Origin of the sequence: Microbacterium sp. APC 3901 (genome assembly GCF_030407765.1) — a bacterium.
Classification (GTDB): domain Bacteria; phylum Actinomycetota; class Actinomycetes; order Actinomycetales; family Microbacteriaceae; genus Microbacterium.
In genome coordinates this window covers 83,589-105,337 of record NZ_JASDCU010000009.1, presented here as the reverse complement: position 1 = coordinate 105,337, position 21,749 = coordinate 83,589, and the positions used below count along the sequence as shown (strand labels likewise).

The following is a 21,749-nucleotide window of genomic DNA, read 5'->3' as shown; positions in this document are numbered from 1 at the left end:
CAGTCCCCCCGGTCGCATCAGATCGTGGCGCAGTGACGAATTCAGAAACAGCTCAGACCGACATCGACGACAACGCCTCCGACGTGGTGATCGGGCCCGTCTCGGAGTCGGATGCCGGCGAGGTGCTCACGCTTCAGCGCGCGGCGTTCGTCTCGGAAGCGCAGATCTACGGCAGCGCCGACATGCCTCCGCTGACCCAGACCCTGCCCGAGGTCGAGGCCGAGCTGCGCTCGAGCACGGGGCTGACAGCCCGCCAGAACGGCCGGCTGGTGGGAGTGATCCGATTCGTCGAAGCCGACGGAGTGCTGCTGATCGGCAGGATCGCGATAGCTCCCGACACGCAGGGCGAGGGCATAGGACGCACTCTGCTCGACGCAGCCGAGCGTTCATCGACGGCCCGTGAGGCCGAGCTCTTCACCGGCAGCCTGAGCGAGGCGAACATACGTCTCTACAAGGCGTGCGGCTATGAAGAGGCGGAGCGGGTGCCGCAGGGCGATGGAACCGAGCAGGTGTTCCTGAGAAAACCTCTGCATCAGGTGGGAGACCCCTCCGAACCGGGCGCGTCGGGTTGAATCGCCCCCGGGGTGTGCGGAATCGTAGCCCGGACACGTCGCACCCGCGGCGTGACAGCAACCGGAAGGAGAGTCTCGTGCTCACCCTCACCGATAACGCCACCGCAATCGTGAACACCCTCGTCAGCCGTCAGACCGACGCCACCGACGCAGGCCTCCGCATCCATTCCACGCCTGCTGCCGGACCGGACGGAGGCGCACGCCTCGCGGTCCTCGTGACCCCGGACCCCGAGCCCGATGACCGGGTGGTCGAGGTGTCGGGCACTCGACTCTTCCTCGATGAGACCGCTGCAGCCGCGCTCGACGACAAGGTGCTCGACGCCGGCGTCGACGACGAAGGCTCCGTATCGTTCGCGGTGCTTCCGCAGGTCGCCTGAACGAGAGAATCACCGGATGCCGCGGCTCATCGAGCCGCGGCATCCGTGCGCGTGGGGCGGCCGTGCATCCGCCTCGCGTAGGTTAGACGGAGACCCGCGATCGTCGCGGATCGAGAAGGATCGTTCACCCGCATGAAGCTGGCATTGCTCCGTCGCTACGTCGTCGTCGCCGAGACGCTGCACTTCCCCCGAGCCGCCCAGCAGCTGGGCATCCCCCTGGCATCCCTGTACACCTCTCTCGACAAGCTCGAGGACGAGGTGGGGCACACTCTGATCCACCGCGAAGGAACACCACGACTGACGAGCGTCGGCGAGTTGTTCCTCGTCGAAGCTCAGGCGACGGTGGCCGCTGCTCCTCCTCCTGCACCGAAGACGGCGGGCCCGGCCGGCGGCAAGGCCAAGGCGTCCAAGGGCAAGGGCCGGGCGCCGGTCGTGAAGGGGCAGCCGAAGCCCTACAAGAAGCGTCAGGGGCGCTGAGCCTCAGAGCTCGCTCACCTGACCGTTCTCGACGCTCCATCGGCGGTTCGTCTGCACGGCCTCCAGCATCCGCCGGTCGTGCGTCACCAGCAGCAGCGTGCCCGCGTACGACTCGAGCGCCTGCTCGAGCTGCTCGATCGCCGGCAGATCGAGGTGGTTCGTGGGTTCGTCGAGCACCAGCATGTTCACTCCGCGCGACTGCAGCAGCGCCAGCGCCGCCCGGGTGCGCTCGCCCGGAGACAGGGCACCGACGGGGCGAGTGACGTGGTCGGCTCTCAGGCCGAACTTGGCCAGCAGGGTGCGAACCTCCGCCGAAGACGACTCGGGAACGAGCGCCTCGAATGCGTCCGCGAGCGCCGCGTCGCCGATGAGCAGCGAGCGGGCCTGATCGATCTCACCGATCTGCACGCTGCTTCCGAGACTCGCGGTCCCCTCGATCGGCTTCTGCCGCCCGAGGAGAGCTCGGAGCAGCGTCGACTTGCCTGCTCCGTTCGGACCGGTGATCCCGATGCGGTCGCCGGCATCGATCTGCAGCGAGAGCGGCCCCAGGGCGAATGTCCCCTGCCGGAACACCGCTCCGCTCAGTGTCGATACCACGCTGCTCGATCGAGGCGCCGATCCGATCGTGAACTCGAGCTGCCATTCCTTGCGAGGCTCCTCGACCTCGTCGAGCCGCGCGATCCGGCTCTCCATCTGACGCACCTTCTGCGCCTGCTTCTCGCTCGACTCGGCTGACGCCTTGCGCTTGATCTTGTCGTTGTCGGGCGACTTCTTCATGGCGTTGCGCACACCCTGGCTCGACCACTCTCGCTGCGTGCGGGCGCGGGAGACGAGGTCGGCCTTCTTGTCGGCGAACTCGTCGTACTTCTCCCGCAGGTGCCGACGCACGACAGCTCGCTCCTCGATGTACGCGTCGTACCCGCCGCCGTAGAGGCGATTCGATCCCTGAGCGAGATCGAGCTCGAGCACACGGGTCACGCTGCGGGCGAGGAACTCGCGGTCGTGACTCACGAGCACGACACCGCCGCGGAGTCCACGGACGAACGACTCGAGTCGATCGAGTCCGTCGAGATCGAGATCGTTGGTCGGCTCGTCGAGGAACACGATGTCGAAGCGCGACAGCAGCAGCGCCGCGAGGCCGACTCGAGCGGCCTGACCACCGGACAGCCCGGTCATGAGCGCTTCAGTCCCGACGCCGCTCCCGCTCGGGAGCCCGAGGTCGGCGAGCACCGCAGGGATGCGCTCTTCGAGGTCGGCCGCACCGCTGGCAAGCCACCGATCGAGCGCCTGAGAGTAGGTGTCGGCCGGGTCTGTGCCCGCCGGTGCGAGCGTCGGGTCTCCGAGCGCCGCCGCAGCGGCATCCATCTCCCGAGTGGCCGTCGCGCAACCGGTGCGGCGGGCGATGTACTCCGCGACCGTCTCGCCTTCGACTCGCTCATGCTCCTGCGGCAGCCAACCGACGAACGCGTCAGTCGGTGCGAGCGAGATCGATCCTCCCATCGGCGCATCCACGCCGGCGAGGAGGCGGAGCAGTGTCGACTTGCCCGCTCCGTTCGCGCCGACCACGCCGATCACATCGCCGGGAGCGACCGTCAGATCGAGCCCCTCGAAGAGGATGCGGTGGCCGTAGCCGCCCGCCAGGTTCTGGGCGACGAGGGTAGCGGTCATCAGACCATCATCTCAGGCCGGCGATGGCAGCTCAGACTCGGGTCACGGTCGATCGCGGTCTTCTCCCGCAGTGCCTTCTTGTGCCGAGTGCCCCCGCGTCAGAGAGCGACCTGATCGTGGGTGGCGATCGCGAACTCCTGCCCGGGGTACCGCAGCCCCGAGAAGTACATGTTGGTGTGTGCGACGATCTGCTCCCCCGAGATCGGCACGCCATCCCATTCGGTGTCGACCGTGGTGTGGGCGTCGCTCACGAGCGTGACATCGTAGCCCTCCGCCGCTGCCCGCTGCATGGTGGTGCGCACGCAGAAGTCGGACTGCGCACCGGTGATCACCAGGCGCGTCGCACCCAGTTCGTCGAGCGTCGCGCGCAGGGTCGTGTCGGCGAACGAGTCCCGGTACTGCTTGCGCACGAGGGGCTCGCCCTCCGCGCGCTGCAGGGGTGCCGCCAGCTCCCACTCAGGAGTGCCCACGCCGACGGGGTCGTGATGCACCCAGATGACGGGAGCTCCGACCGCGCGAGCCCTGTCGACCAGGGCTGCAGCGCGAGCGAGCACGCCCTGTTCGTCGAAGCATCCGGGCGTCACGCCCGCCTGCAGATCGATCGCGAGGACGACGGTGCGGCCGGCCGCTGCCATCGGGTCAGTCCCAGTCCAGGTATTCCTCGATGATCACGCCGGTCTCGATCGGGTGATGCATCGGGAACAGGTGGTCGCCTGCGATCGTCTTGATGCTCGACCGATCCGGGATGGTCGCGTGCAGCGCCTCGGCGTTCGCTGCGGGGGTGTCGGTGTCTTCCGTCCCCTGCACGATGAGCACCGGGATCGCCGGGGCGACCGCGATGTCGACGTCCTCGACACCCAGCAGCAGCAGACCGTTGGCCCGGTCGCTGTGGGCCGCCACCAGCGCACGTGCGATCGTGCCGCCGAACCCGTGACCGCCGACCCAGGTGTCTTCGATGCCGACGTGATCGATCACCGCGACGACGTCGGCGACGCGATCGTCGAGCGTCGCCTCGGAGTCCGACCGGTGTCCGATGCGCAGAACGTGGAAGCCTGCCTCCTCCGCGAGGTAATGCGCGGCGACTCCCAGCACATCGGCGGCGAGCCCCTGCTCCTGGATCAGAACCAGCTTGACCGGGCCGTCTCCCTCATCCACGAAGGGGATGGCGCGGCCCTCTGGCTCGAAGATCTGGGTATCGGTCATGGGCGCGCGGCTCCTCGTTCGGCAGTCAGGGATCGAGATCAAGCGTAGTCGAGCGCGTCTGCGGAGATCGGACTCGTGCGCCCTGTCGCGCACTGGGGAGCGTAGAGTCAGGCCAGGAGCTGACTCTGGTTCCCCGAAGATGGGAACCCGTTGTCCGACACGACACGCTCGTCCACCGTCCGCACCTCCACCTCCGCGCAGGACCTTCTGACCTTGGGTGTGCTGGCGAACTCGTCGATGGAGAATGAGCGGCGGCTCCCCATCCACCCCCGTCACCTCGACCGCATCGACGCGGACATTCGTGCTCACATGATCGTCGAGCGCGGCTACGGCACCGACTTCCAGCTCGAGCCGGGCTACATCGAAGCCCGTGTGGGACGCGTCGCCGATCGGGCAGAGGTTCTCGCCTCAGCAGATGTCCTGCTGCTGCCGAAGCCGCAGCTCGCGGATGTCGCCGAGATCGCCGAGGGTCGGATCCTCTGGGGCTGGCCGCACTGCGTGCAGGACGTGACGCTCACACAGACGGCGATCGACAGCCGCCTGACGCTGATCGCCTTCGAGGCCATGAACCACTGGACCGCGCAGGGCGACATGAGCCTGCACGTCTTCCACAAGAACAACGAGCTGGCCGGCTACTGCTCGGTGATCCATGCCATGAGCCTCGTCGGTTCGACCGGCGACTACGGACCCCGGCTTCGCGCGGTCGTCATCGGCTTCGGCGCGACGGCACGAGGCGCGGTCACCGCACTGAACGCGCACGGAGTGCATGACATCGAAGTCCTCACTCAGCGCGGGGCGGCAGCCGTGGGCTCCCCCATCCACAACTCCCATCTCACTCAGCTCAACACCGACGAAGGACCCACGCACCTCAGCACGGTCGACACGGAGGACGGCCCCGTGCTCCTCCCCGATTTCCTGGCGACGTACGACATCGTCGTCAACTGCACCCTGCAGGACGTCGCAGCGCCGTTGACGTATCTGCGCACCGAGGACCTCGACCGATTCGCATCGGGCAGTCTGATCATCGACGTCTCCTGCGACGAGGGCATGGGCTTCGAATGGGCGACTCCGACGACGTTCGACGATCCGATGTTCACGGTGGGACAGGGCGTCAACTACTACGCGGTCGATCACAGCCCGTCGTATCTGTGGAACTCCGCCACGTGGGACATCAGCGAGGCACTGCTGCCCTTCCTCCGCACGGTGCTCTCCGGTCCCGGAGCATGGGCCGATAACTCGACGCTCACACGCGCGATCGAGATCCGGGATGGAGTGATCCAGAACCCCAGCATCCTGAGCTTCCAGGGCCGAGACGCCGGCTACCCGCACGCACTCGTCGCGTAACGGGATGCAAACTCGCTCGTCAGATCTGTCGCTTCAGCCCGACGTGGGCGGTCTGATATCCCAGTCGGGCGTAGAAGGCGCGAGTCCGATCCCGTGCTTCGTCGGTGGTCACCTGCGCCAGTCGCGCGCCCCGCGCACGACCGAATTCATGCGCCCACTTGAGCATCGCGGCACCCAGGCCCTGTGACCGCTCCCCCGGCGCAACCCGCAGCCCCTCGATCTGCAATCGGGTCGCCCCTCCGCGGGAGAGGCCGGGGATGACGGTCAACTGCATCGTGGCGACCAGACGGTCGGCGCTGTCGCGGACGACCCCCAGATAGTTGGAACCGTCGCGAGCGACCACGCTGAAGGCCGCCTCGTACCGCTCGAGTTCGACGCTCTCACGGTCCGATCCGAACTGATCATCGAACAACAGTGCCGCGATCGCCTCGATGTCGTCGCGGCTCGCGCGCTCGATCCGGAACGTCCGACCCGCCACCTGCAGCCGCCCACGCACAGAGGATCGCGCGTCCGCCTGCAGTCTGGTGACGAGCAGATCCAGCCACCCGCCCACGTTCGTGCGAGCCTCGGCGGTATCGGGATAACGGCATCGCAGGTGCAGCCCGGACTCGTCCAGGATGAACCACAGCATGACGCCGTCGGTGTCGGTCGCCGCGCTGACGTACTGGGCGTCGAGTCCGACGGAGTCGATGCGCACAGGCAGCCTGCGCAGATCGAGCCACGAGATCGCGAACATTCCGGGTGCCACGGGCATGCCACCCCACGGAGCGAGCACATCTGCGAGCGGCCACGCACCGATTTGCACCGCCTCCTTCACAGCTGCCGCCGCCGCGTGCGGTTCGGCGAGGTCCGACTCGAGGACGGAGTTGGTGATGAACCACCCGACCGAGTCATGCCAGTGTTCCTCGAATCGGCTGTGCACGGGGAACACGGCTCGGAGCGGAGCCCCGGCCAACTCTCGAGTCACCGCCGTCATCGCGACCACTGCGCGTGCGAGGGTCGAGACGCCGTCGTCACGTGCCTGCGCAGCAAATGCCGCGGCGTCGTCGACATCGAACACGTCACGCACTTCCACGCGCTCGCGATGCGGCTCGGTCGCGCCCAGGGGCAACGGGAACTGCGGCATCACACCGCCGCTGTCCTCGATGATGTCCTCCCACCGCCGACGCACACGGTCTGGCGCAGCATCCCGATCCAGCAGTGTCTGCGTGTGCTCGACGAATGCCGGCGCCGGCTCCGGCTTCGCGCCCGCCGTCCCTGTGTCGAGCGCAGACAAGAGGTCGCGTGCGATCACCAGCATCGACCACATGTCGACGTGCGCGTGGTCGGCTGCGATCACGACCGTGAGTCCCGCAGCGGTCTCCAGCACGCACAGTCGGTGAGAAGGATGCCGGTACGGCGAACACGCCGCATCGAGAACGTCGCGCAGCGCGTCGTTGACGGCCTGCCCAGGGGCCACCTGATGCTCGACCCAGCTTCCGGGGCCGATCTCGATCTCGTGAAGCATCGGATCGCCGTCAGCATCGGGCGCGAATGCCGATCGCAACGTGCCGTGGCGCGCGATCACGGCCAGCCAGGCATCGGCGATCGACTCTCGCCGAGTCGGTGCGGGCAGCCGGAACGACAGCGCCATCCAGGAGCCCGGCCGCTCGCCGGCCCCGACGTGGAGTCGCTGATCGAACGACACAGGGAGGCGGCGTCCGAGGGCAGACGCACTGACGTCGTAACCCCAGAGCCGTCCGAACGGGAGGCGGAGGTGCGTGACGTTGGTCAGTCGCATGGGCAGTACCTTATCGCCCCCAGATAACCTGAAAATCACACGACTGCCCGAGCCGACGCGGTCCGTCACCGATCGAGGAGCCCGATGCCCACTTTCGAGGTAGCCGGTGCAGAGCTGGCCGTCGCCCTGAGCGATGAAGGTGGACACCCGGTCGTCCAGCTGCATGGCCTCACGTCGAGCCGGGCCCGCGATCGGGTGCTCAATCTCGACCTCGGCCGTGGCCTCAGCGGAACCCGACTGCTGCGCTACGACGCACGCGGTCATGGCCGTTCGACCGGGCGGAAGGTCCCCGAGGACTATCGCTGGCCGAACCTCGCCGAGGATCTCCTGCGCCTGCTCGACCACTGGTTCCCGGGCGAACGCGTCCACGGGGTCGGCCCCTCCATGGGTGCCGCGACGCTCTTGCACGCTGCGTCGGTCGAGCCCGACCGATTCACCGGGCTCACGCTCATGGTGCCGCCCACCGCGTGGGCGACCAGGCCCGCTCAGGCCGCGATCTACCGAACGGCGGCAGCGCTCATCGAATCCGACGGTGTCGAAGCGTTCCACGCAGCCACGCACGGATCGACACCGCCCCCGGCCACCGTCGGTGCGCCGGAGACCTGGCCGGACGTCGCCGACGCTCTCCTGCCGTCGCTGCTTCGCGGCGCGGGAATCAGCGACCTGCCTGCCCCTGAGTCCGTCGAACGCATCGATGTGCCGACGACGATCCTGGCGTGGGTGGACGACCCGGGCCACCCGCTGTCGACCGCGCAATCGCTCGCCGAGCTGCTCCCGAACGCGACTCTGACGGTCGCACATACTCCGAGGGATGTCGAAGCATGGCCAGAGATCCTGAGTCAGGACGTCGAGCGTCGCGGCTAGACCGGCTGTGCGCGCCGAGTGATATCTTCATGCGGTGAGGCCAGAGTTCCGGGATGCCGCAAACGCGGCCTTCGTCGTGACCATCGTCGTGGACATGCCGATCACCAAGCTCCATGCCCTGGACGTCATCGCTTTCGCGTCGGACAGTGCCATCCGAGACGCACGCACCGCATCCCCTCGGGTACCGCTCTCGCCTGACGCCTGGGCAGAGGTGCAGATTCCACGCTTCGCCGATCCGCCGCCGATCGCCATCGACGTCTGCTCTGACGCAAGCTTCGACGTCGCGCGCGCCGCCGCCGACCGCCTCACGGAGGCATTGGTGCAGGTCGGCTGGCCCGTGCGTGCTCGACGTAGCGACGAGATCTGAGTCGCGACCCGCGGCTTCGTGCGGTCCGCCGCCAGTCTGGCCAGTACTCGGCCAGCACCCCGCTCAGTTGTTGAAGCGGAACGACCAACACCACCCTGCGCAGTCTTGTCCACTCTTGCCAGCCGCGGGAATCCGGGCCAGGGCACCTGGTGAGACATGGTCAGATTGAGCAAGATGCGGAGCATTCTTCGGACTCGGTGCGGACTCAGCTTCGTTCGCTTGGCAGGGGCCTCAACCAGCGTTCGAGCTCCTCGACCCTGACCACAGGTTTGGAGTTCGCCTAGGACGGTACTAAATCGTGCTCTCGGATCGCCAGATCGGCAACCTCATCGGCGGCACGCTCGTCGCGATGCAATGGCTGGTCACGATCGCGGCGGAGGGGCATGGTGTGAGCCAGGGGAGATCGTCTCTGATCTCCGCGCCTGGCTGGCCGACGAGAGGTAGCCACTCCCGTGCGGGCGGCCGGTGGGACATGCCGGCCGCCCTGCTGGGCTTTGTGGCGCGGCGGGCACGGTGGGCGGCTTCGCGATAGCTGAGCATCGTCATCGTGACGTCGCCACTAGAGTTCTGCGCATGGGCCAAACAGTCGAGGTTGCGATGACCCTCGCGCAGATCAGTGCGACCCTTTTCGTTGCGATCGTCTTTTCCGTCGGGCGTAGCACGATCAAGGAACCACTCTTTCGCCGTGTAGTGGCGGTGCTCAAGATTCTCGGCGGGCTGGGCAGTTTGTATCTCACGTTCGCCTTTGTGCGGTCCTTCCTCGGCAACCAGACGGTTGCCACGCCGGTCATCGCGATCGTAGGAGTGACGGTCCTGGTCGGCTGTTGCGCCATCGTGGCTGAGTGGTTCGTCCTCCTCGCCAGCGATGCCTTTGCACCGGGAAAGAAGAAACGCAAGAGTAGGCGATGAGCGAGCAGCATCGCTTCAGTGCCTCACGCCTCCGGCGGTAGGACTTGTACCCGCAGCCGGAATGGTCGTCCCCCGTCGTTCTGAGCGCTTCCCTGCAACGGCGCGACCCGGCCGGCGTGCTCGACAGCCGACCACGTGTCTGCGAAAGTTGACCGATGCGTACAAGCAGCCTGCGATCGATGCTCGGGTGGGTCAGTCTCACAGTCGCGGTCGTCGCGGTCGCCCTCGGCACTGTCCTGATGCTCACCGGTGCCGCGAACCGCAACCTCTGGTTCCCGGTCGCCGCGATGGCCCTCCTTGCCGTTGCGAGCATCATCCGGCTCGCGAGGATCCGTCGCAGGCGGCAGCGGCGCGACTAGGTGTGTCGGCTCCGGTACCTCGGAACGACGAAGCCGCTGTACCTCGTCGACCGGGCGCACCACGTGCAGCCACCCAAGTACGGATCCGAGCGCACAATCGTCGCGCCGGACTCGCTGCTCGAGCTCCTAAGTCGCCACGTCCGCGACATCGGCATCTACGGTGACGATGGGTGGATGTTTCGCAGGCGATCACGGAAACCCGCCGCATCAGAACACGGTTCACTACCGCGGAATGAGGGGGCTCCTAGTTGTTGAAGCGGAACTCCACCACGTCGCCATCCTGCATGACGTAGTCCTTGCCCTCGAGGCGGGCCTTGCCCTTGGAGCGGGCTTCGACGACAGAGCCGGTCTCGACGAGGTCGTCGAACGACACGATCTCCGCCTTGATGAAGCCCTTCTCGAAGTCGGTGTGGATGACACCGGCGGCCTGCGGAGCCTTGGATCCCTTGGGGATCGTCCACGCGCGCGCCTCTTTCGGCCCGGCCGTGAGGTAGGTCTGCAGACCGAGGGTGTCGAAGCCGATGCGGGCGAGCTGGTCGAGACCGGACTCGTCCTGACCCGTCGACGCGAGCAGCTCGGCAGCATCCTCGGGGTCGAGGTCGATCAGCTCCGACTCGATCTTCGCGTCGAGGAAGATCGCCTTCGCAGGAGCGACAAGCGCAGCGAGCTCCGCCTTGCGGGCATCGTTCGTGAGCACACCCTCGTCGACGTTGAAGACGAAGATGACGGGCTTGGCCGTGAGAAGTCCGAGCTCGCGGATCGGCGTCAGATCGATGCCGGCGACGGACAGCAGCACACCGCGCTCGAGAGCATCCTTGGCCGCGATGGCGGTCTCGAGGACGACGGGCTCGATCTTCTTGCCGCGCACCTCCTTCTCGTACCGCGTGATCGCCTTGTCGACGGTCTCGAGGTCGGCGAGCATGAGCTCGGCGTTGATGGTCTCCATGTCGGACGCCGGGTTGACGGCACCGTCGACGTGCACGACGTCGTCGTCGGCGAATCCACGCACGACCTGGGCGATCGCATCGGCCTCGCGGATGTTCGCGAGGAATTTGTTGCCGAGCCCCTCGCCCTCGCTCGCGCCGCGCACGATTCCGGCGATGTCGACGAACGACACTGCAGCGGGCAGGACGCGCTCGCTGCCGAAGATCTCGGCGAGCTTGTCGAGACGCGGATCGGGAAGGTTCACCACCCCGACGTTCGGCTCGATCGTCGCGAACGGGTAGTTCGCCGCGAGCACGTCGTTCTTGGTCAGAGCGTTGAAGAGGGTGGACTTGCCGACATTGGGCAGGCCGACGATTCCGATAGTGAGAGCCACGGGGGTCGAGTCTACCTGGCGTGGATGCGCAGTCCCTGCGGGATGCCGGTCAGGCGCGCACGGAGCGGAACGCGTGCGTCACGTAGGGGAGGTCGATCGTCGTCTCTCCGTCGAGCCCGAGCTCATCGAAAAGGTCGTCCATCTGCCGCGTGATCTCCGCGCGCTCGTCGGCGGGGGCGGTGATGAGATAGCTGCGTGAGAGCGCCATCTGGTGAAGTCTCGCTCTGCTCATCGGGCGGGTCCACTCCCACTGCTGCGTCTCGACGCCCGTGAACGGCGCCTCGATGCGCGGGCCGTCGGAACCTGGACCGTTGACCATGTTCTCGGCCGGGCTGCTGTGCATGATGTCGGTCAGGCGACGAACCCACTCCACGCGCTCGTCGCGGATGTTCCAGATCAACCCGAGGACTCCCCCGGCGCGGACGACCCGTCCGAGCTCGGCGGACGCGGCTGACGGCTGCACCCAGTGCCACGCCTGACCGAGCACGACGGCGTCGACGCTCGCGTCTGGCAGCGGCATCCGCTCGGCGGTTCCCTGGAACGTCGGAACCCCGGGAACGCTCAGACGCAGTGTCTCGAGCATGGCGGCATCCGGGTCGACGGCGACGACCTCGGCCTCCGGCGCCTGAGCGAGCACGCGAGTGAGCTTGCCTGTGCCCGCGCCGACATCGGCGATGCGGCGAGAGCCGTGCGGCATCTGCTCGAGCATCCAGGTGACCGCGTCGAAGGGATAATCGGGTCTTCCGGCCTCGTAGTTCGCGGCTTCGGTGCCGAAGGAGGTCGCTCGGTCGGTACTCATGTCGCCAGCCTACGGCGAGTCATCCTGGGGCGTCCCGGATGCCGGGAGAGAGTGGTCATGTGCCACTGGACTTCACCGCTATCGACTTCGAGACGGCGAATTCCAGCCCCGCCTCAGCCTGCTCCGTCGGCCTCGTGCGTGTGCGCGACGGCCGGATCGTCGCGACGGCCGGATGGCTGATCCGCCCGCCCGCCGGGCATGACGAGTTCCAGGAGTGGAACACGAAGATCCACGGCATCCGCGCGCACGATGTGCTGGACGCGGCCACCTGGTCGGATCAGTTCGATCGTCTCTGCGCCTTCGCGGGCGCCGATGTGCTCGTGGCGCACAACGCGGGCTTCGACCTCAACGTGCTCCGCCGTGCGTCGGAGGCCACCGGCGGCGACTGCCCGCCGTATCGCTCGCTGTGCAGCCTGCAGGTGGCACGCAAGACCTACGAGCTCGACTCGTACCGACTGCCGAAGGCGGCCGAGGCTGCCGGCTTCACCGGCTTCTCCCACCATGACGCGCTCGCCGACGCGCTCGCCTGCGCGCACATCATCATCGATGCGGCCCGCAGGCACGGCGCGTCCGACGTCTTCTCGCTGGCCGATGCGCTCGCGCTGCGTGTGACCGATCCGGTCGTCGCCGCTCCGGAGCGTGCGGTCGCCTGAGTCGCACCGGACGAATGTCCGTGGCCGAGCGCATCATGGAGCACATGGATGATCTCACGCTCGTTCTCCTCCTGGCCGCTCTCGTGGCCGGCGCCGCAGTGGGATGGTTCCTCCGCGGCTCGCGCGGTGCGGCGGATCTCGCTCGCGCCGAGGCAGAACTCGCCGCTGCCCGAGATGATCGCGACCGGCAGTACGACCTGTATCGGGATGCCGTCGAGCACGCGAGACTCGAGCAGCGCGCCGAGGCGCAGCGCGTGCAGCAGCAGAATGCGGTGCTCACGGCTCTCGCGCCCGTTCGCGAGAGCCTGCAGCAGATGCAGCAGAAGGTCTCGGCCATCGAGCAGGAACGGCACGCGCAGTTCGGATCCCTCGCGGAGCAGCTCAGGCGCGCGCAGGAGTCCGACGAGGCGCTGCGCTCGACGACCGAATCGCTCGCCGGAGCGCTGCGGTCGACGGCCACACGCGGCGTCTGGGGCGAGACCCAGCTGCGCCGCGTCGTCGAGGCCGCAGGGCTGATCCGTCACGTCGACTTCGACCTGCAGTCGACCATCTCGTCCGATCGAGGTCAGGGGCGCCCCGACATGGTGATCCGTCTGGCCGGCGGCACGTCGATCGCCGTCGACGCGAAGGTGCCGCTCGACGCCTATCTCGAGGCGTCGGCGCTGCCGATCGGAGACGCCCACGAGACTCAGCGGCGCACGCACATGCAGAAGCATGCGAAGGCCGTGCGCGCTCACATCGACGCACTCGCGAAGAAGGCCTACTGGTCGGGTCTCGACGCGAGCCCCGAGTTCGTCATCTGCTTCCTGCCGAGCGAGTCGCTCCTCGCGGCGGCCATCGACGAGGACCCGACGCTGCTGGACTACGCCTTCAGCAAGAGAGTGGCGCTCGCATCGCCCGTGAACCTGTGGGCCGTGCTCAAGACCGTCGCCTACAGCTGGACCCAGCAGGAGGTCTCGACCGAGGCACGAGCGCTCCTGAACCTGGGAACGCAGCTGTACGACCGTCTCGGCGTTCTCGCCGGCCATGCCGACGACCTGCGCCGTGCTCTCGAGCGCACCGTCGACAGCTACAACAGGTTCGCCGGCTCCCTCGAGAGTCGAGTGCTCGTGACAGCTCGGCAGTTCCCCGGGATCAGCGCGTCGACGCTGGACTCGAGTCCGCCGGCGGTCACGGCGCAGACTCGACGCTTCACCGCTCCCGAGCTCGTGATCGACTCGGAGCAGGATCTCGACGCACACCACGGCGTCCGACGCACCGACCGCGAGTCATCCGAGGAGCCGGACTCCTCGATTCAGGCCGACGTCGGAGACGTCCGCTCTCGTCTCGACAACGGAGAGTCGGTGCCGAAGCAGTCAACCTTCGGGGCCATCGAAACCGAAGAGTCCCGGAACTGAGGTCAGGCGACGCCCGGTACGCCGCTGAGCAGGAGGATGACGAGGCCGCTGGTGACGACGAAAGCGCCGATCATCCACCAGGAGCTGATCTCATGCCCCTCATCGAGGCGCTTGCGGAACAGCACGTCAGCGCGGCGAGCGGGGTCGGTGACAGCGGTCGTGACCACAGGCGGCGCCGGAGTCCCGGTCGACAGAGGCACCCCTGCCTCATCGACGTTGATCCGCATGATCCGACCGGTGGGCGTCGTCACGATCTTGGTCGGCGCGGCTTTGGAACCGTTCGTGTGCTGCGTTGTCATCGGTCTGCCCTCCTGTGCCTGCGGTGCCTGGCGGCTCCGTCGACGGCGACAAATCCAGTGACAATTGTGACACGGACGCGCGAGAAACCTCGGCTCGGCGCTGCGCACGGCGGTACCGGGTCGGTAACGATGACCGGCTCCGCTCAGATCTCAGAGATCAGAGCCACTTCGAGACGAGGTGCTCCGAGGCGATCCTCCGAAGGGTTCCCGATGCGCCGCGCAGCACGACGCTCTCGGTGTAGATGTATCCGCCCTCTCGCCGCACGCCTGCCACGAGCTGGCCATCTGTGACGCCGGTTGCGACGAAGATCGTGTTGTCTCCGCGCACGAGGTCGTCGGCCTCGTAGACCTTGTCCATGTCGAGGCCCGCATCGATGCCGCGCTGGCGCTCGTCGTCGTCGCGAGGCCAGAGCCTCCCCTGGATGTGTCCGCCGAGCGCCTTGATCGCACACGCCGTCACGATTCCCTCGGGGCTGCCCCCGACGCCCACGCACATGTCGGTGCGGGCGGCATGACGGGCCGCATTGATGCCACCGGCGACGTCACCGTCGCTCATCAGTCGTGTTCCCGCGCCGGCGTCCCGGATCTCCTGAATCAGCTGCTCGTGACGCGGGCGGTTCAGCACCGAGACGACGATCTCGTCCACGGGCTTGCCGAGGGCTCCCGCGAGCTTGCGGATGTTCTCGCCGATCGGGAGTCGGATGTCGACCACTCCGACGCCGGCGGGGCCGGTCACGAGCTTGTCCATGTAGAAGACGCTCGACGCGTCGAGCATCGACCCGCGGTCGGACACCGCGATGACGGAGAGCGCGTTCTGACGCCCCGCCGCTGTCAGAGACGTGCCATCGATCGGATCGACTGCGATGTCGCACTCAGGCCCGCTGCCGGTGCCGACCTCCTCGCCGTTGAAGAGCATCGGCGCGTTGTCCTTCTCGCCCTCGCCGATCACGACGCGCCCCTGGAAGGCCACGGTTCCGAGGAACGCACGCATGGCATCGACAGCTGCACCGTCGGCCGCCTCCTTCGCGCCACGACCGATGAAGGGAACAGCACGGATGGCGGCTGCCTCAGTGGCCCGCACCAGCTCCATCGCGAGATTTCGATCGGGACGAAGGGGGCTCAGATCCGCTGTAAGACTAACCATGCGGTCAGCCTAACCAGCATGCGGGCCTCAAACGCCGGTTTTCGATGAAGCACCGATGAAGGAATTGCGATTCTTAACGTGGGCGCAGGACGAGGCGGTCGGTCGGTCGGCTCCGACAGCATCCGACAGTCAGCCCCGATAGAGTGACTGCTGTCCCGGCTTCCCAAATCGCAGGAGTTCTCATGCCCGTCGCCACCCCGGATCAGTACGCCGAAATGCTCGACCGCGCGAAGGCCGGCGGCTTCGCCTACCCGGCTTTCAACGTCTCGAGCTCGCAGACGATCAACTCGGTCCTCCAGGGTCTGACCGAAGCAGGTTCCGACGGAATCATCCAGGTCACGACCGGTGGAGCTGACTACTTCGCAGGCCACACGGTCAAGGCACGCGCAACCGGCGCCCTCGCCTTCGCCCGCTTCGCGACCGAGGTCGCGAAGAACTACCCGGTCACCGTCGCGCTGCACACGGACCACTGCCCGAAGGACGCCCTCGCCGGGTTCGTCGAGCCGCTGATCTCCGCCTCCGAAGACGAGGTCAAGGCTGGGCGCAACCCGATCTTCCAGTCGCACATGTGGGATGGCTCGGCTGTCCCCCTCGCCGAGAACATCGAGATCGCCAAGGATCTCCTCCCCCGCATGAAGAACATCAACGCGATCCTCGAGGTCGAGATCGGCGTCGTCGGCGGCGAAGAGGACGGCGTCGCTCACGAGGGGTCGAACGACGCGCTCTACACGACATTCGCAGACGTCGACCAGGCCGTGCAGGCGCTCGGCCTCGGCGAGCAGGGTCGCTACATCGCTGCTCTCACGTTCGGCAACGTCCACGGCGTGTACAAGCCCGGCGGAGTGAAGCTGCGTCCCGAGCTCCTCGGTGAGATCCAGCAGCAGGTCGCCGCGAAGTACAACACCGGCGCGAAGCCGCTCGACCTCGTCTTCCACGGTGGTTCGGGGTCGACCGACGAGGAGATCGCCCTCGCCGTGGCCAACGGCGTCATCAAGATGAACATCGACACCGACACGCAGTACGCGTACACCCGTGCGATCGCCGACTACATGTTCAAGAACTACGACGGCGTCCTGAAGGTCGACGGCGAGGTCGGCAACAAGAAGCAGTACGACCCTCGCGCGTGGGGAAAGATCGCCGAGACGGCCATGGCCGCTCGTGTCGTCGAGTCCACCCGTCAGCTCGGCTCCTACGGGCAGTCCCAGAGCTGACGTCCTTTCGACAGCAAGATGCCCCTGGCCGATCGGCCGGGGGCATCTGTCGTTCTGCGGCCTACTGCCCGGCCGTCTTGGCTACGAAGTCGATGAAGGCAGGATCGTTCATGAGCGGGATCGCCGCGCAGACGGACGCCACAAGCAGGGTGACCGCCGCGCCGACGAGCGGCACCCACCAGGAGAGTCTGCCGGAGCGCAGTCGGCGGATCGAGAAGTACGCGGTGAGTGACCAGCCGACAGCGAGGACGATCGCGGCGATCGTGCCCCAGGTCCTGCCCTCGGCGTAGTTCGTGAACTCCCCGTCGACGCCGAGCACGCTCATCATCTGATTCATCGCGGTCGAGAAGTCGAGGTACGACAGCCCCGTCATGACCACGTTCACCAGACCGTAGGCGAGCAGGCCGATCGTCACGAAACGTTCGACAGGACGCGGACGCGCGGCGGGCATATCAGCAACGGCGCCGTCAGCCGGCGCCGACGAGCCCGGCGCTGCAGCCGACTCGACGACCGGAACCTCGCCGAGCGGAGGCAACCCTGCTGCCCTTCGCTGCTCGTCGAGGGTCGCGATTTCGCCGTATTGGGGCCGCTGGTCCGTCATCCCAGCATGCTAGCCGGATCGGCTAGGAGCTCCTCACAGACTGCGAGTGCCCGTCATGATGGCGGCCCCGAAGGAGTGGGGACTCCTCGGGGCCGCGGACTCGGAACGCTGGGGACGCTCGTCATCCAAGTGGGTCGAGGAACGCTGGGGACGTTCGACCACGGGTAGCGCCGATTGCACAGACGACTACACCTCACATGCTAGGGAAAGCGCGTGCCCGAGCACCAGTGGCACTTCTTCAGATAGTGAAGAGCCGCGACCCGCTGTGACGGCGGTCGTCAGAGCGAGGTCGCGAGACGAGACGTGCTTGCGCCCAGCGCATCCGCACCCAATTGCAGCGAGAGCCGCCGCGCCACCCCCCTGAGCTTCTCGACGAGGCCGTGCTCGAGACGAGGGTGGCCCACCGGAAGCGAGACCGCGAGCGACGCCCTGACGTTCGGAGCGGTCACCGGGACGGCGACACAGGCATTGCCGATCACGTATTCCTCGCAATCCACGGCGAACCCCCGAGAACGTTCGAGCGCCGTCAGCAATGCCCGCGGGTCGCTGATCGTGCGATGCGTGAGCTGCTCCATCGGGTGACGCGACAGGTAGTCCTTGCGCTCCTCACGACTCAGATCCGCGAGGATCTGCTTGCCGAGAGCCGTCGCGTGCGCGCTCGAGTCGAGACTGACCGACAGGTCGATGCGCGGGCTGCGAGCAGCATCCACGATGTCGACGAGGCGCAGCTCGCCATCCTCGTAGCGGGAGAGGTAAGCGGTGGCGCCCACCTCCGCCGTGGCGTGGCGCAGCGCAGAGCGCACATGGGCGAAGAACACTCCGCCCGCGTCGGACTGCGCGCGAAAAGCGGGGAAATTCTCGCCGAGGACCAGACCGTCGGGTTCGCTCACGAGGTATCCCTCGTGCACCAGCGTCCGCACGAGGTTGTACGTCGTACCCGGGGTGAGACCGGTCTGGGCCGCGAGGGTCTTGACCGGCACCGGGCGTGACGAATTGGCGACCATGTCGACCAGTCGAAGCGCACGCTGCACTGAGCCGATCAGAGTCGGCGCCGCCTCAGTGGCGGCCACTGTCAGGCATTCCCGCTCGAGGAACGGCCTCCCAGCGCACGCGCATCGCGCTGGCCTGCAGCATCCTGGCGAAGTTCCTTGGGCAGCGAGAACATCAGATCCTCCTCCGCCGTTTTGACCTCCTCGACATCGCGGTATCCCGCTCCGTCGAGCGCATCGAGGACCTCGCGGACGAGGACCTCCGGCACCGATGCTCCGCTGGTGACGCCGACCGTCGCCACGCCGTCGAGCCACTCCTGCTTGACCTCTTCGGCATAGTCCACGCGGTAGGCGGCCTTGGCACCGTACTCGAGTGCGACCTCGACCAGACGCACCGAGTTCGACGAGTTCGCCGATCCGACGACGATCACGAGATCCGCGTTCGCCGCGACCTTCTTGATGGCGACCTGACGGTTCTGCGTCGCGTAGCAGATGTCATCGGACGGCGGATTGTGCATCTCGGGGAATCGAGCGCGCAGGCGGTTCACCGTCTCCATGGTCTCGTCGACCGAGAGCGTGGTCTGCGAGAGCCAGACCACCTTGGACGGATCCTTCACCTGCACGGTGTCGGCTTCGTCTGGCGAGTTCACGATGGTCACATGCTCGGGGGCTTCCCCGGCCGTGCCCTCGACCTCTTCGTGACCTTCGTGGCCGATGAGCAGGATCTCGAAGTCGTCGCGGGCGAATCGGACGGCCTCACGGTGCACCTTCGTGACCAGCGGGCAGGTCGCGTCGATCGCGTGGAGCCCGCGGTCCGATGCCGCCTCGACGACGGCAGGCGAGACACCGTGAGCGCTGAAGACGACATGCGCGCCCTCGGGAACCTCGTCGACCTCCTCGACGAAGATCGCGCCCTTCTCTTCGAGCTCGGACACCACATGGATGTTGTGGACGATCTGCTTGCGCACGTAGACCGGAGCGCCGTAGCGCTCGAGTGCCTTCTCGACAGCGACCACAGCACGGTCGACGCCGGCGCAGTATCCGCGCGGAGCGGCGAGCAGAACGCGCTTGTCCCCGACGACCGGGTTATCCTGAAGCCGCCCGGCCGCCCCACGTACTCGTGGAACGCGCGGAAGGGGCAGATGAACGGCAGTCGAAGTCACTCTTGAATTCTACCGTCGACAACCTGAGCAGGAGCGGGAAGGTGCACTGAGCGGATGACGGTCTTCGAAGCGTCGACGAGATCCGGCGAGACTCCACCGGCGGATGCGGTCGCGCCGCGCGACTCATCGGCCGATGCTCCGACGTCCGTCGCACGCCTGAACGGCACGATCCGCGACTTCGTGGCCCGCTGGAACACCGTGTGGGTCGAGGGCGAGATCACCTCCTGGAACGTGCGCGGCGGCAACATCTTCGCCCGTCTCAAGGACACCCGCTCCGAGGCGCAGATCTCGATCCGGATCTGGTCGAGCGTGCGCCCGCGGATCCCCGGAGACCTGGCAGTGGGCGACCACGTCGTCGCCGCGGTCAAAGCCGACTACTTCGTGAAGGCCGGCGACTTCAGCTTCGCGGTCTCCGCGATGAAGCACGTGGGTCTCGGCGATCAGCTCGAGAAGCTCGAAAAGCTCAGACTGCAGCTGCGTCAGGAGGGCCTGTTCGATCCCTCGCGCAAGAAGCGGCTCCCGTTCCTCCCGCATGTGATCGGTCTGATCACCGGCGAGAAGTCTGATGCCGAGAAGGACGTGCACCGCAACGCGGAGCTGCGGTGGCCCCAGGTGCGCTTCCGCACCGAGTACGCGGCAGTGCAGGGCGACCGGTGCGTCCCGGAGACGCTCGCAGCGCTGGCGCGTCTCGACGCCGACCCCGATGTCGACGTGATCGTCATCGCCCGAGGCGGAGGCGACCCGCAGACGCTTCTCGGATTCAGCGACGAGCGTCTCGTGAGAGCCGTCGCGGCGGCATCCACTCCGATCGTCAGCGCGATCGGGCATGAGAACGACCACCCCCTGCTCGACGACGTCGCCGATCTGCGCGCCTCGACTCCGACGGATGCCGCGAAGCGCGTCGTGCCCGACGTGAGCGAGCAGCGGGCACTGATCGCGCAGCTCCGATCGAGAGCGACGACGAGACTCACGCAGCGCCTCTCGCACGACATCGCGCAGCTGGAGCAGCTGCGCTCACGCCCTTCGCTGCGGTCTCCCGACCCGATCATCGACTCGCGCTCTCAGGACGTGTGGCTTCTGCTCTCCCGAGGACGCGACACGATCACGCGTCAGCAGGATGCGGCCGGCCGAGCGACCAGCGAGCTGCGAGCCTCGCTGCGGGCGCTCTCTCCTGCAGCCACACTGTCGCGCGGCTACGCGATCGCTCACCTCGACGGCGGGGTCATCCTTCGAGACGCCGCGGACGCTCCGGCCGGCAGCAGACTGACGATCACGGTCGACCGGGGCTCTGTCGCGGCGCGCTCGGAGGGCGAGATCGAGGAGGCGCCGGCGCCCCGCTCCGGCTGAGCGCGCCCTGCGCACGGCGTAGGATGGAGGCGTGAGTGCGCTGAACGACACCCCCGTGGACACGCTGTCATTCGAGGCCGCTCGCGACGAGCTGGTGAAGGTCGTCTCCGAGCTCGAACAGGGCGCTCCGACCCTCGAGCAGTCGCTCGCTCTCTGGGAGCGCGGCGAGGCGCTCGCCGCTCGCTGCGAGGAGTGGCTTCTCGGCGCGAAGCGTCGTCTCGAGGCTGCGCGCGCCACATCGACCGGCAGCGCGGACGGAGACGAATCGTGAACAAGCCGGCTCCCATCGTCGCCGAGCTCGGGCGTCCGGAGACCCCGGAGGAGACAGCGGCACGCAAGGCCGCTTCGAGCAAGGCGTACCGCTCGAGCCAGACCGTGCGCAGTCTGGTGGCCGCGCTGATCGTCACACTGGCCATCGTCGCGGTGATCGTGCTGGCCGTTCCTCGCGGGGAGCCGGCGACCACGAGGGAGATCGACGTGGTCGGCATCGCCGCCGACGTGGAATCCACGATGGATCGTCCCGTGATCGTGCCCGACCTGGCGGACTTCTGGCGGGTCAACACAGCCGAACTCACGAGCGGCGCCACCGTGGTCTGGGACGTCACCCTGGCACCGTCAGCCGAAGACGAGCGCGGCTTCATCAAGCTCGCGCAGGCCTTCGATGCCGACTCCTCGTGGGCCCCCCAGCGACTCAACGGCACCGCGCCCACCGACACGACGTCGATCGGTGGTCTCGAATGGGATGTCTACGCCCTCGGCGATGCGGGCGCGAAGCAGAACCTCACCTACGCCATCGGCACCCAGGCGGGTGACGACTACCTGCTGCTCTACGGTTCGCGTTCCGCAGACTCCACCGCGGAACTCGCCGAGTCTCTCGTCCCCCAGATCCGCGACCTCTCGGAGTGAAC

The 21,749-nt window shown here is 67.3% G+C and carries 25 protein-coding genes; 14 read left to right on the top strand and 11 right to left on the bottom strand.

Going from position 1 to position 21,749, the window contains the following annotated elements; genetic code table 11:
* Positions 1–32: 32 nt before the first annotated feature.
* The 3 genes from QMA07_RS10140 (at position 33) to QMA07_RS10130 (ending at position 1,426) form a co-directional block, all read left to right on the top strand.
* Positions 33–572, top strand: coding sequence for a GNAT family N-acetyltransferase (locus tag QMA07_RS10140; RefSeq protein WP_290161467.1), 540 nt, complete (start codon positions 33–35; stop codon positions 570–572).
* Between the two features lie 77 nt (positions 573–649).
* Positions 650–949: a Fe-S cluster assembly protein HesB gene (locus tag QMA07_RS10135; RefSeq protein ID WP_290161465.1), complete on the top strand. Its 300-nt coding sequence runs from the start codon at positions 650–652 to the stop codon at positions 947–949.
* Positions 950–1,081: 132 nt separating this feature from the next.
* Positions 1,082–1,426: a LysR family transcriptional regulator gene (locus tag QMA07_RS10130; protein WP_290161463.1), complete on the top strand. Its 345-nt coding sequence runs from the start codon at positions 1,082–1,084 to the stop codon at positions 1,424–1,426.
* 3 nt (positions 1,427–1,429) lie between these two features.
* Here the strand turns inward: QMA07_RS10130 and QMA07_RS10125 are convergent, their stop codons facing one another.
* The 3 genes from QMA07_RS10125 to QMA07_RS10115 all read right to left on the bottom strand — a co-directional run bounded on the left by QMA07_RS10125 (position 1,430) and on the right by QMA07_RS10115 (position 4,297).
* On the bottom strand, positions 1,430–3,094 hold the full coding sequence (locus tag QMA07_RS10125) for an ABC-F family ATP-binding cassette domain-containing protein (protein ID WP_290161461.1): 1,665 nt from the start codon (positions 3,092–3,094) through the stop codon (positions 1,430–1,432).
* A gap of 98 nt (positions 3,095–3,192) precedes the next feature.
* Complete coding sequence (locus QMA07_RS10120) at positions 3,193–3,729, bottom strand: isochorismatase family protein (protein WP_290161459.1); 537 nt, start codon at positions 3,727–3,729, stop codon at positions 3,193–3,195.
* 4 nt (positions 3,730–3,733) lie between these two features.
* On the bottom strand, positions 3,734–4,297 hold the full coding sequence (locus tag QMA07_RS10115) for an alpha/beta hydrolase (protein ID WP_290161457.1): 564 nt from the start codon (positions 4,295–4,297) through the stop codon (positions 3,734–3,736).
* Between the two features lie 237 nt (positions 4,298–4,534).
* Here QMA07_RS10115 and QMA07_RS10110 point away from each other — a divergent pair, with 237 nt between their 5' ends.
* A complete protein-coding gene (locus QMA07_RS10110; RefSeq protein WP_290161611.1) occupies positions 4,535–5,641 on the top strand; it encodes a N(5)-(carboxyethyl)ornithine synthase in 1,107 nt (368 codons plus the stop codon).
* A 19-nt stretch (positions 5,642–5,660) separates the two neighbouring features.
* Here the strand turns inward: QMA07_RS10110 and QMA07_RS10105 are convergent, their stop codons facing one another.
* Positions 5,661–7,421: a GNAT family N-acetyltransferase gene (locus QMA07_RS10105; protein WP_290161455.1), complete on the bottom strand. Its 1,761-nt coding sequence runs from the start codon at positions 7,419–7,421 to the stop codon at positions 5,661–5,663.
* Positions 7,422–7,505: 84 nt separating this feature from the next.
* On the opposite strand from QMA07_RS10105, the gene QMA07_RS10100 reads away from it, so the two are divergent.
* The 4 genes from QMA07_RS10100 (at position 7,506) to QMA07_RS10085 (ending at position 9,920) form a co-directional block, all read left to right on the top strand.
* On the top strand, positions 7,506–8,285 hold the full coding sequence (locus QMA07_RS10100; protein ID WP_290161453.1) for an alpha/beta hydrolase: 780 nt from the start codon (positions 7,506–7,508) through the stop codon (positions 8,283–8,285).
* Between the two features lie 34 nt (positions 8,286–8,319).
* Positions 8,320–8,652: a hypothetical protein gene (locus tag QMA07_RS10095; protein ID WP_290161451.1), complete on the top strand. Its 333-nt coding sequence runs from the start codon at positions 8,320–8,322 to the stop codon at positions 8,650–8,652.
* A 573-nt stretch (positions 8,653–9,225) separates the two neighbouring features.
* Complete coding sequence (locus QMA07_RS10090; RefSeq protein ID WP_290161449.1) at positions 9,226–9,561, top strand: hypothetical protein; 336 nt, start codon at positions 9,226–9,228, stop codon at positions 9,559–9,561.
* Positions 9,562–9,716: 155 nt separating this feature from the next.
* Positions 9,717–9,920, top strand: coding sequence for a hypothetical protein (locus tag QMA07_RS10085; protein ID WP_290161447.1), 204 nt, complete (start codon positions 9,717–9,719; stop codon positions 9,918–9,920).
* Between the two features lie 244 nt (positions 9,921–10,164).
* On the opposite strand, the gene ychF is transcribed toward QMA07_RS10085, so the two are convergent.
* Positions 10,165–11,238 (bottom strand): redox-regulated ATPase YchF, encoded by a 1,074-nt coding sequence (gene ychF / locus QMA07_RS10080; protein WP_290161445.1) that lies wholly within the window; start codon positions 11,236–11,238, stop codon positions 10,165–10,167.
* A gap of 49 nt (positions 11,239–11,287) precedes the next feature.
* Positions 11,288–12,037 (bottom strand): class I SAM-dependent methyltransferase, encoded by a 750-nt coding sequence (locus QMA07_RS10075; protein ID WP_290161442.1) that lies wholly within the window; start codon positions 12,035–12,037, stop codon positions 11,288–11,290.
* A 59-nt stretch (positions 12,038–12,096) separates the two neighbouring features.
* Here QMA07_RS10075 and QMA07_RS10070 point away from each other — a divergent pair, with 59 nt between their 5' ends.
* Entirely contained in the window at positions 12,097–12,690 is a 594-nt protein-coding gene (locus QMA07_RS10070; protein WP_290161440.1) for an exonuclease domain-containing protein, read from the top strand.
* A 44-nt stretch (positions 12,691–12,734) separates the two neighbouring features.
* A complete protein-coding gene (locus QMA07_RS10065; protein ID WP_290161609.1) occupies positions 12,735–14,087 on the top strand; it encodes a DNA recombination protein RmuC in 1,353 nt (450 codons plus the stop codon).
* 2 nt (positions 14,088–14,089) lie between these two features.
* On the opposite strand, the gene QMA07_RS10060 is transcribed toward QMA07_RS10065, so the two are convergent.
* Both QMA07_RS10060 and glpX read right to left on the bottom strand, forming a co-directional pair.
* Positions 14,090–14,386: a hypothetical protein gene (locus QMA07_RS10060; protein WP_290161438.1), complete on the bottom strand. Its 297-nt coding sequence runs from the start codon at positions 14,384–14,386 to the stop codon at positions 14,090–14,092.
* A 157-nt stretch (positions 14,387–14,543) separates the two neighbouring features.
* Positions 14,544–15,530, bottom strand: coding sequence for a class II fructose-bisphosphatase (gene glpX / locus QMA07_RS10055; RefSeq protein ID WP_053095530.1), 987 nt, complete (start codon positions 15,528–15,530; stop codon positions 14,544–14,546).
* 182 nt (positions 15,531–15,712) lie between these two features.
* Here glpX and fbaA point away from each other — a divergent pair, with 182 nt between their 5' ends.
* Complete coding sequence (gene fbaA, locus QMA07_RS10050) at positions 15,713–16,741, top strand: class II fructose-bisphosphate aldolase (RefSeq protein WP_290161435.1); 1,029 nt, start codon at positions 15,713–15,715, stop codon at positions 16,739–16,741.
* 61 nt (positions 16,742–16,802) lie between these two features.
* Here the strand turns inward: fbaA and QMA07_RS10045 are convergent, their stop codons facing one another.
* From QMA07_RS10045 to QMA07_RS10035, 3 genes are all read right to left on the bottom strand, one after another.
* Positions 16,803–17,342, bottom strand: a complete 540-nt coding sequence (locus QMA07_RS10045; protein WP_290161433.1) for a DUF6264 family protein — start codon at positions 17,340–17,342, stop codon at positions 16,803–16,805.
* 278 nt (positions 17,343–17,620) lie between these two features.
* A complete protein-coding gene (locus QMA07_RS10040; protein ID WP_290161431.1) occupies positions 17,621–18,412 on the bottom strand; it encodes an IclR family transcriptional regulator in 792 nt (263 codons plus the stop codon).
* A 2-nt stretch (positions 18,413–18,414) separates the two neighbouring features.
* On the bottom strand, positions 18,415–19,494 hold the full coding sequence (locus tag QMA07_RS10035) for a 4-hydroxy-3-methylbut-2-enyl diphosphate reductase (RefSeq protein ID WP_290161429.1): 1,080 nt from the start codon (positions 19,492–19,494) through the stop codon (positions 18,415–18,417).
* Between the two features lie 54 nt (positions 19,495–19,548).
* Between QMA07_RS10035 and xseA the strand changes: the two genes are divergently transcribed.
* From xseA to QMA07_RS10020, 3 genes are read left to right on the top strand one after another with little or no spacing between them, the layout of a single operon-like run.
* Positions 19,549–20,841, top strand: a complete 1,293-nt coding sequence (gene xseA, locus QMA07_RS10030) for an exodeoxyribonuclease VII large subunit (RefSeq protein WP_290161428.1) — start codon at positions 19,549–19,551, stop codon at positions 20,839–20,841.
* A gap of 31 nt (positions 20,842–20,872) precedes the next feature.
* Entirely contained in the window at positions 20,873–21,112 is a 240-nt protein-coding gene (locus QMA07_RS10025) for an exodeoxyribonuclease VII small subunit (protein WP_290161427.1), read from the top strand.
* Positions 21,109–21,747: a DUF4245 family protein gene (locus QMA07_RS10020; RefSeq protein ID WP_290161426.1), complete on the top strand. Its 639-nt coding sequence runs from the start codon at positions 21,109–21,111 to the stop codon at positions 21,745–21,747. Before QMA07_RS10025 ends, QMA07_RS10020 begins: the two co-directional genes overlap by 4 nt.
* Positions 21,748–21,749: the final 2 nt, after the last annotated feature.

Coding starts and splice junctions, on each gene's coding strand:
- QMA07_RS10130 (WP_290161463.1), top strand. CDS start 1,082: ATGAAGCTGGCATTGCTCCGTCGCTACGTCGTCGTCGCCGAGACGCTG.
- QMA07_RS10125 (WP_290161461.1), bottom strand. CDS start 3,094: ATGACCGCTACCCTCGTCGCCCAGAACCTGGCGGGCGGCTACGGCCAC.
- QMA07_RS10120 (WP_290161459.1), bottom strand. CDS start 3,729: ATGGCAGCGGCCGGCCGCACCGTCGTCCTCGCGATCGATCTGCAGGCG.
- QMA07_RS10115 (WP_290161457.1), bottom strand. CDS start 4,297: ATGACCGATACCCAGATCTTCGAGCCAGAGGGCCGCGCCATCCCCTTC.
- QMA07_RS10110 (WP_290161611.1), top strand. CDS start 4,535: ATGGAGAATGAGCGGCGGCTCCCCATCCACCCCCGTCACCTCGACCGC.
- QMA07_RS10105 (WP_290161455.1), bottom strand. CDS start 7,421: ATGCGACTGACCAACGTCACGCACCTCCGCCTCCCGTTCGGACGGCTC.
- QMA07_RS10100 (WP_290161453.1), top strand. CDS start 7,506: ATGCCCACTTTCGAGGTAGCCGGTGCAGAGCTGGCCGTCGCCCTGAGC.
- QMA07_RS10090 (WP_290161449.1), top strand. CDS start 9,226: ATGGGCCAAACAGTCGAGGTTGCGATGACCCTCGCGCAGATCAGTGCG.
- QMA07_RS10085 (WP_290161447.1), top strand. CDS start 9,717: ATGCGTACAAGCAGCCTGCGATCGATGCTCGGGTGGGTCAGTCTCACA.
- QMA07_RS10075 (WP_290161442.1), bottom strand. CDS start 12,037: ATGAGTACCGACCGAGCGACCTCCTTCGGCACCGAAGCCGCGAACTAC.
- QMA07_RS10065 (WP_290161609.1), top strand. CDS start 12,735: ATGGATGATCTCACGCTCGTTCTCCTCCTGGCCGCTCTCGTGGCCGGC.
- QMA07_RS10060 (WP_290161438.1), bottom strand. CDS start 14,386: ATGACAACGCAGCACACGAACGGTTCCAAAGCCGCGCCGACCAAGATC.
- glpX (WP_053095530.1), bottom strand. CDS start 15,530: ATGGTTAGTCTTACAGCGGATCTGAGCCCCCTTCGTCCCGATCGAAAT.
- fbaA (WP_290161435.1), top strand. CDS start 15,713: ATGCCCGTCGCCACCCCGGATCAGTACGCCGAAATGCTCGACCGCGCG.
- QMA07_RS10045 (WP_290161433.1), bottom strand. CDS start 17,342: ATGACGGACCAGCGGCCCCAATACGGCGAAATCGCGACCCTCGACGAG.
- xseA (WP_290161428.1), top strand. CDS start 19,549: ATGACGGTCTTCGAAGCGTCGACGAGATCCGGCGAGACTCCACCGGCG.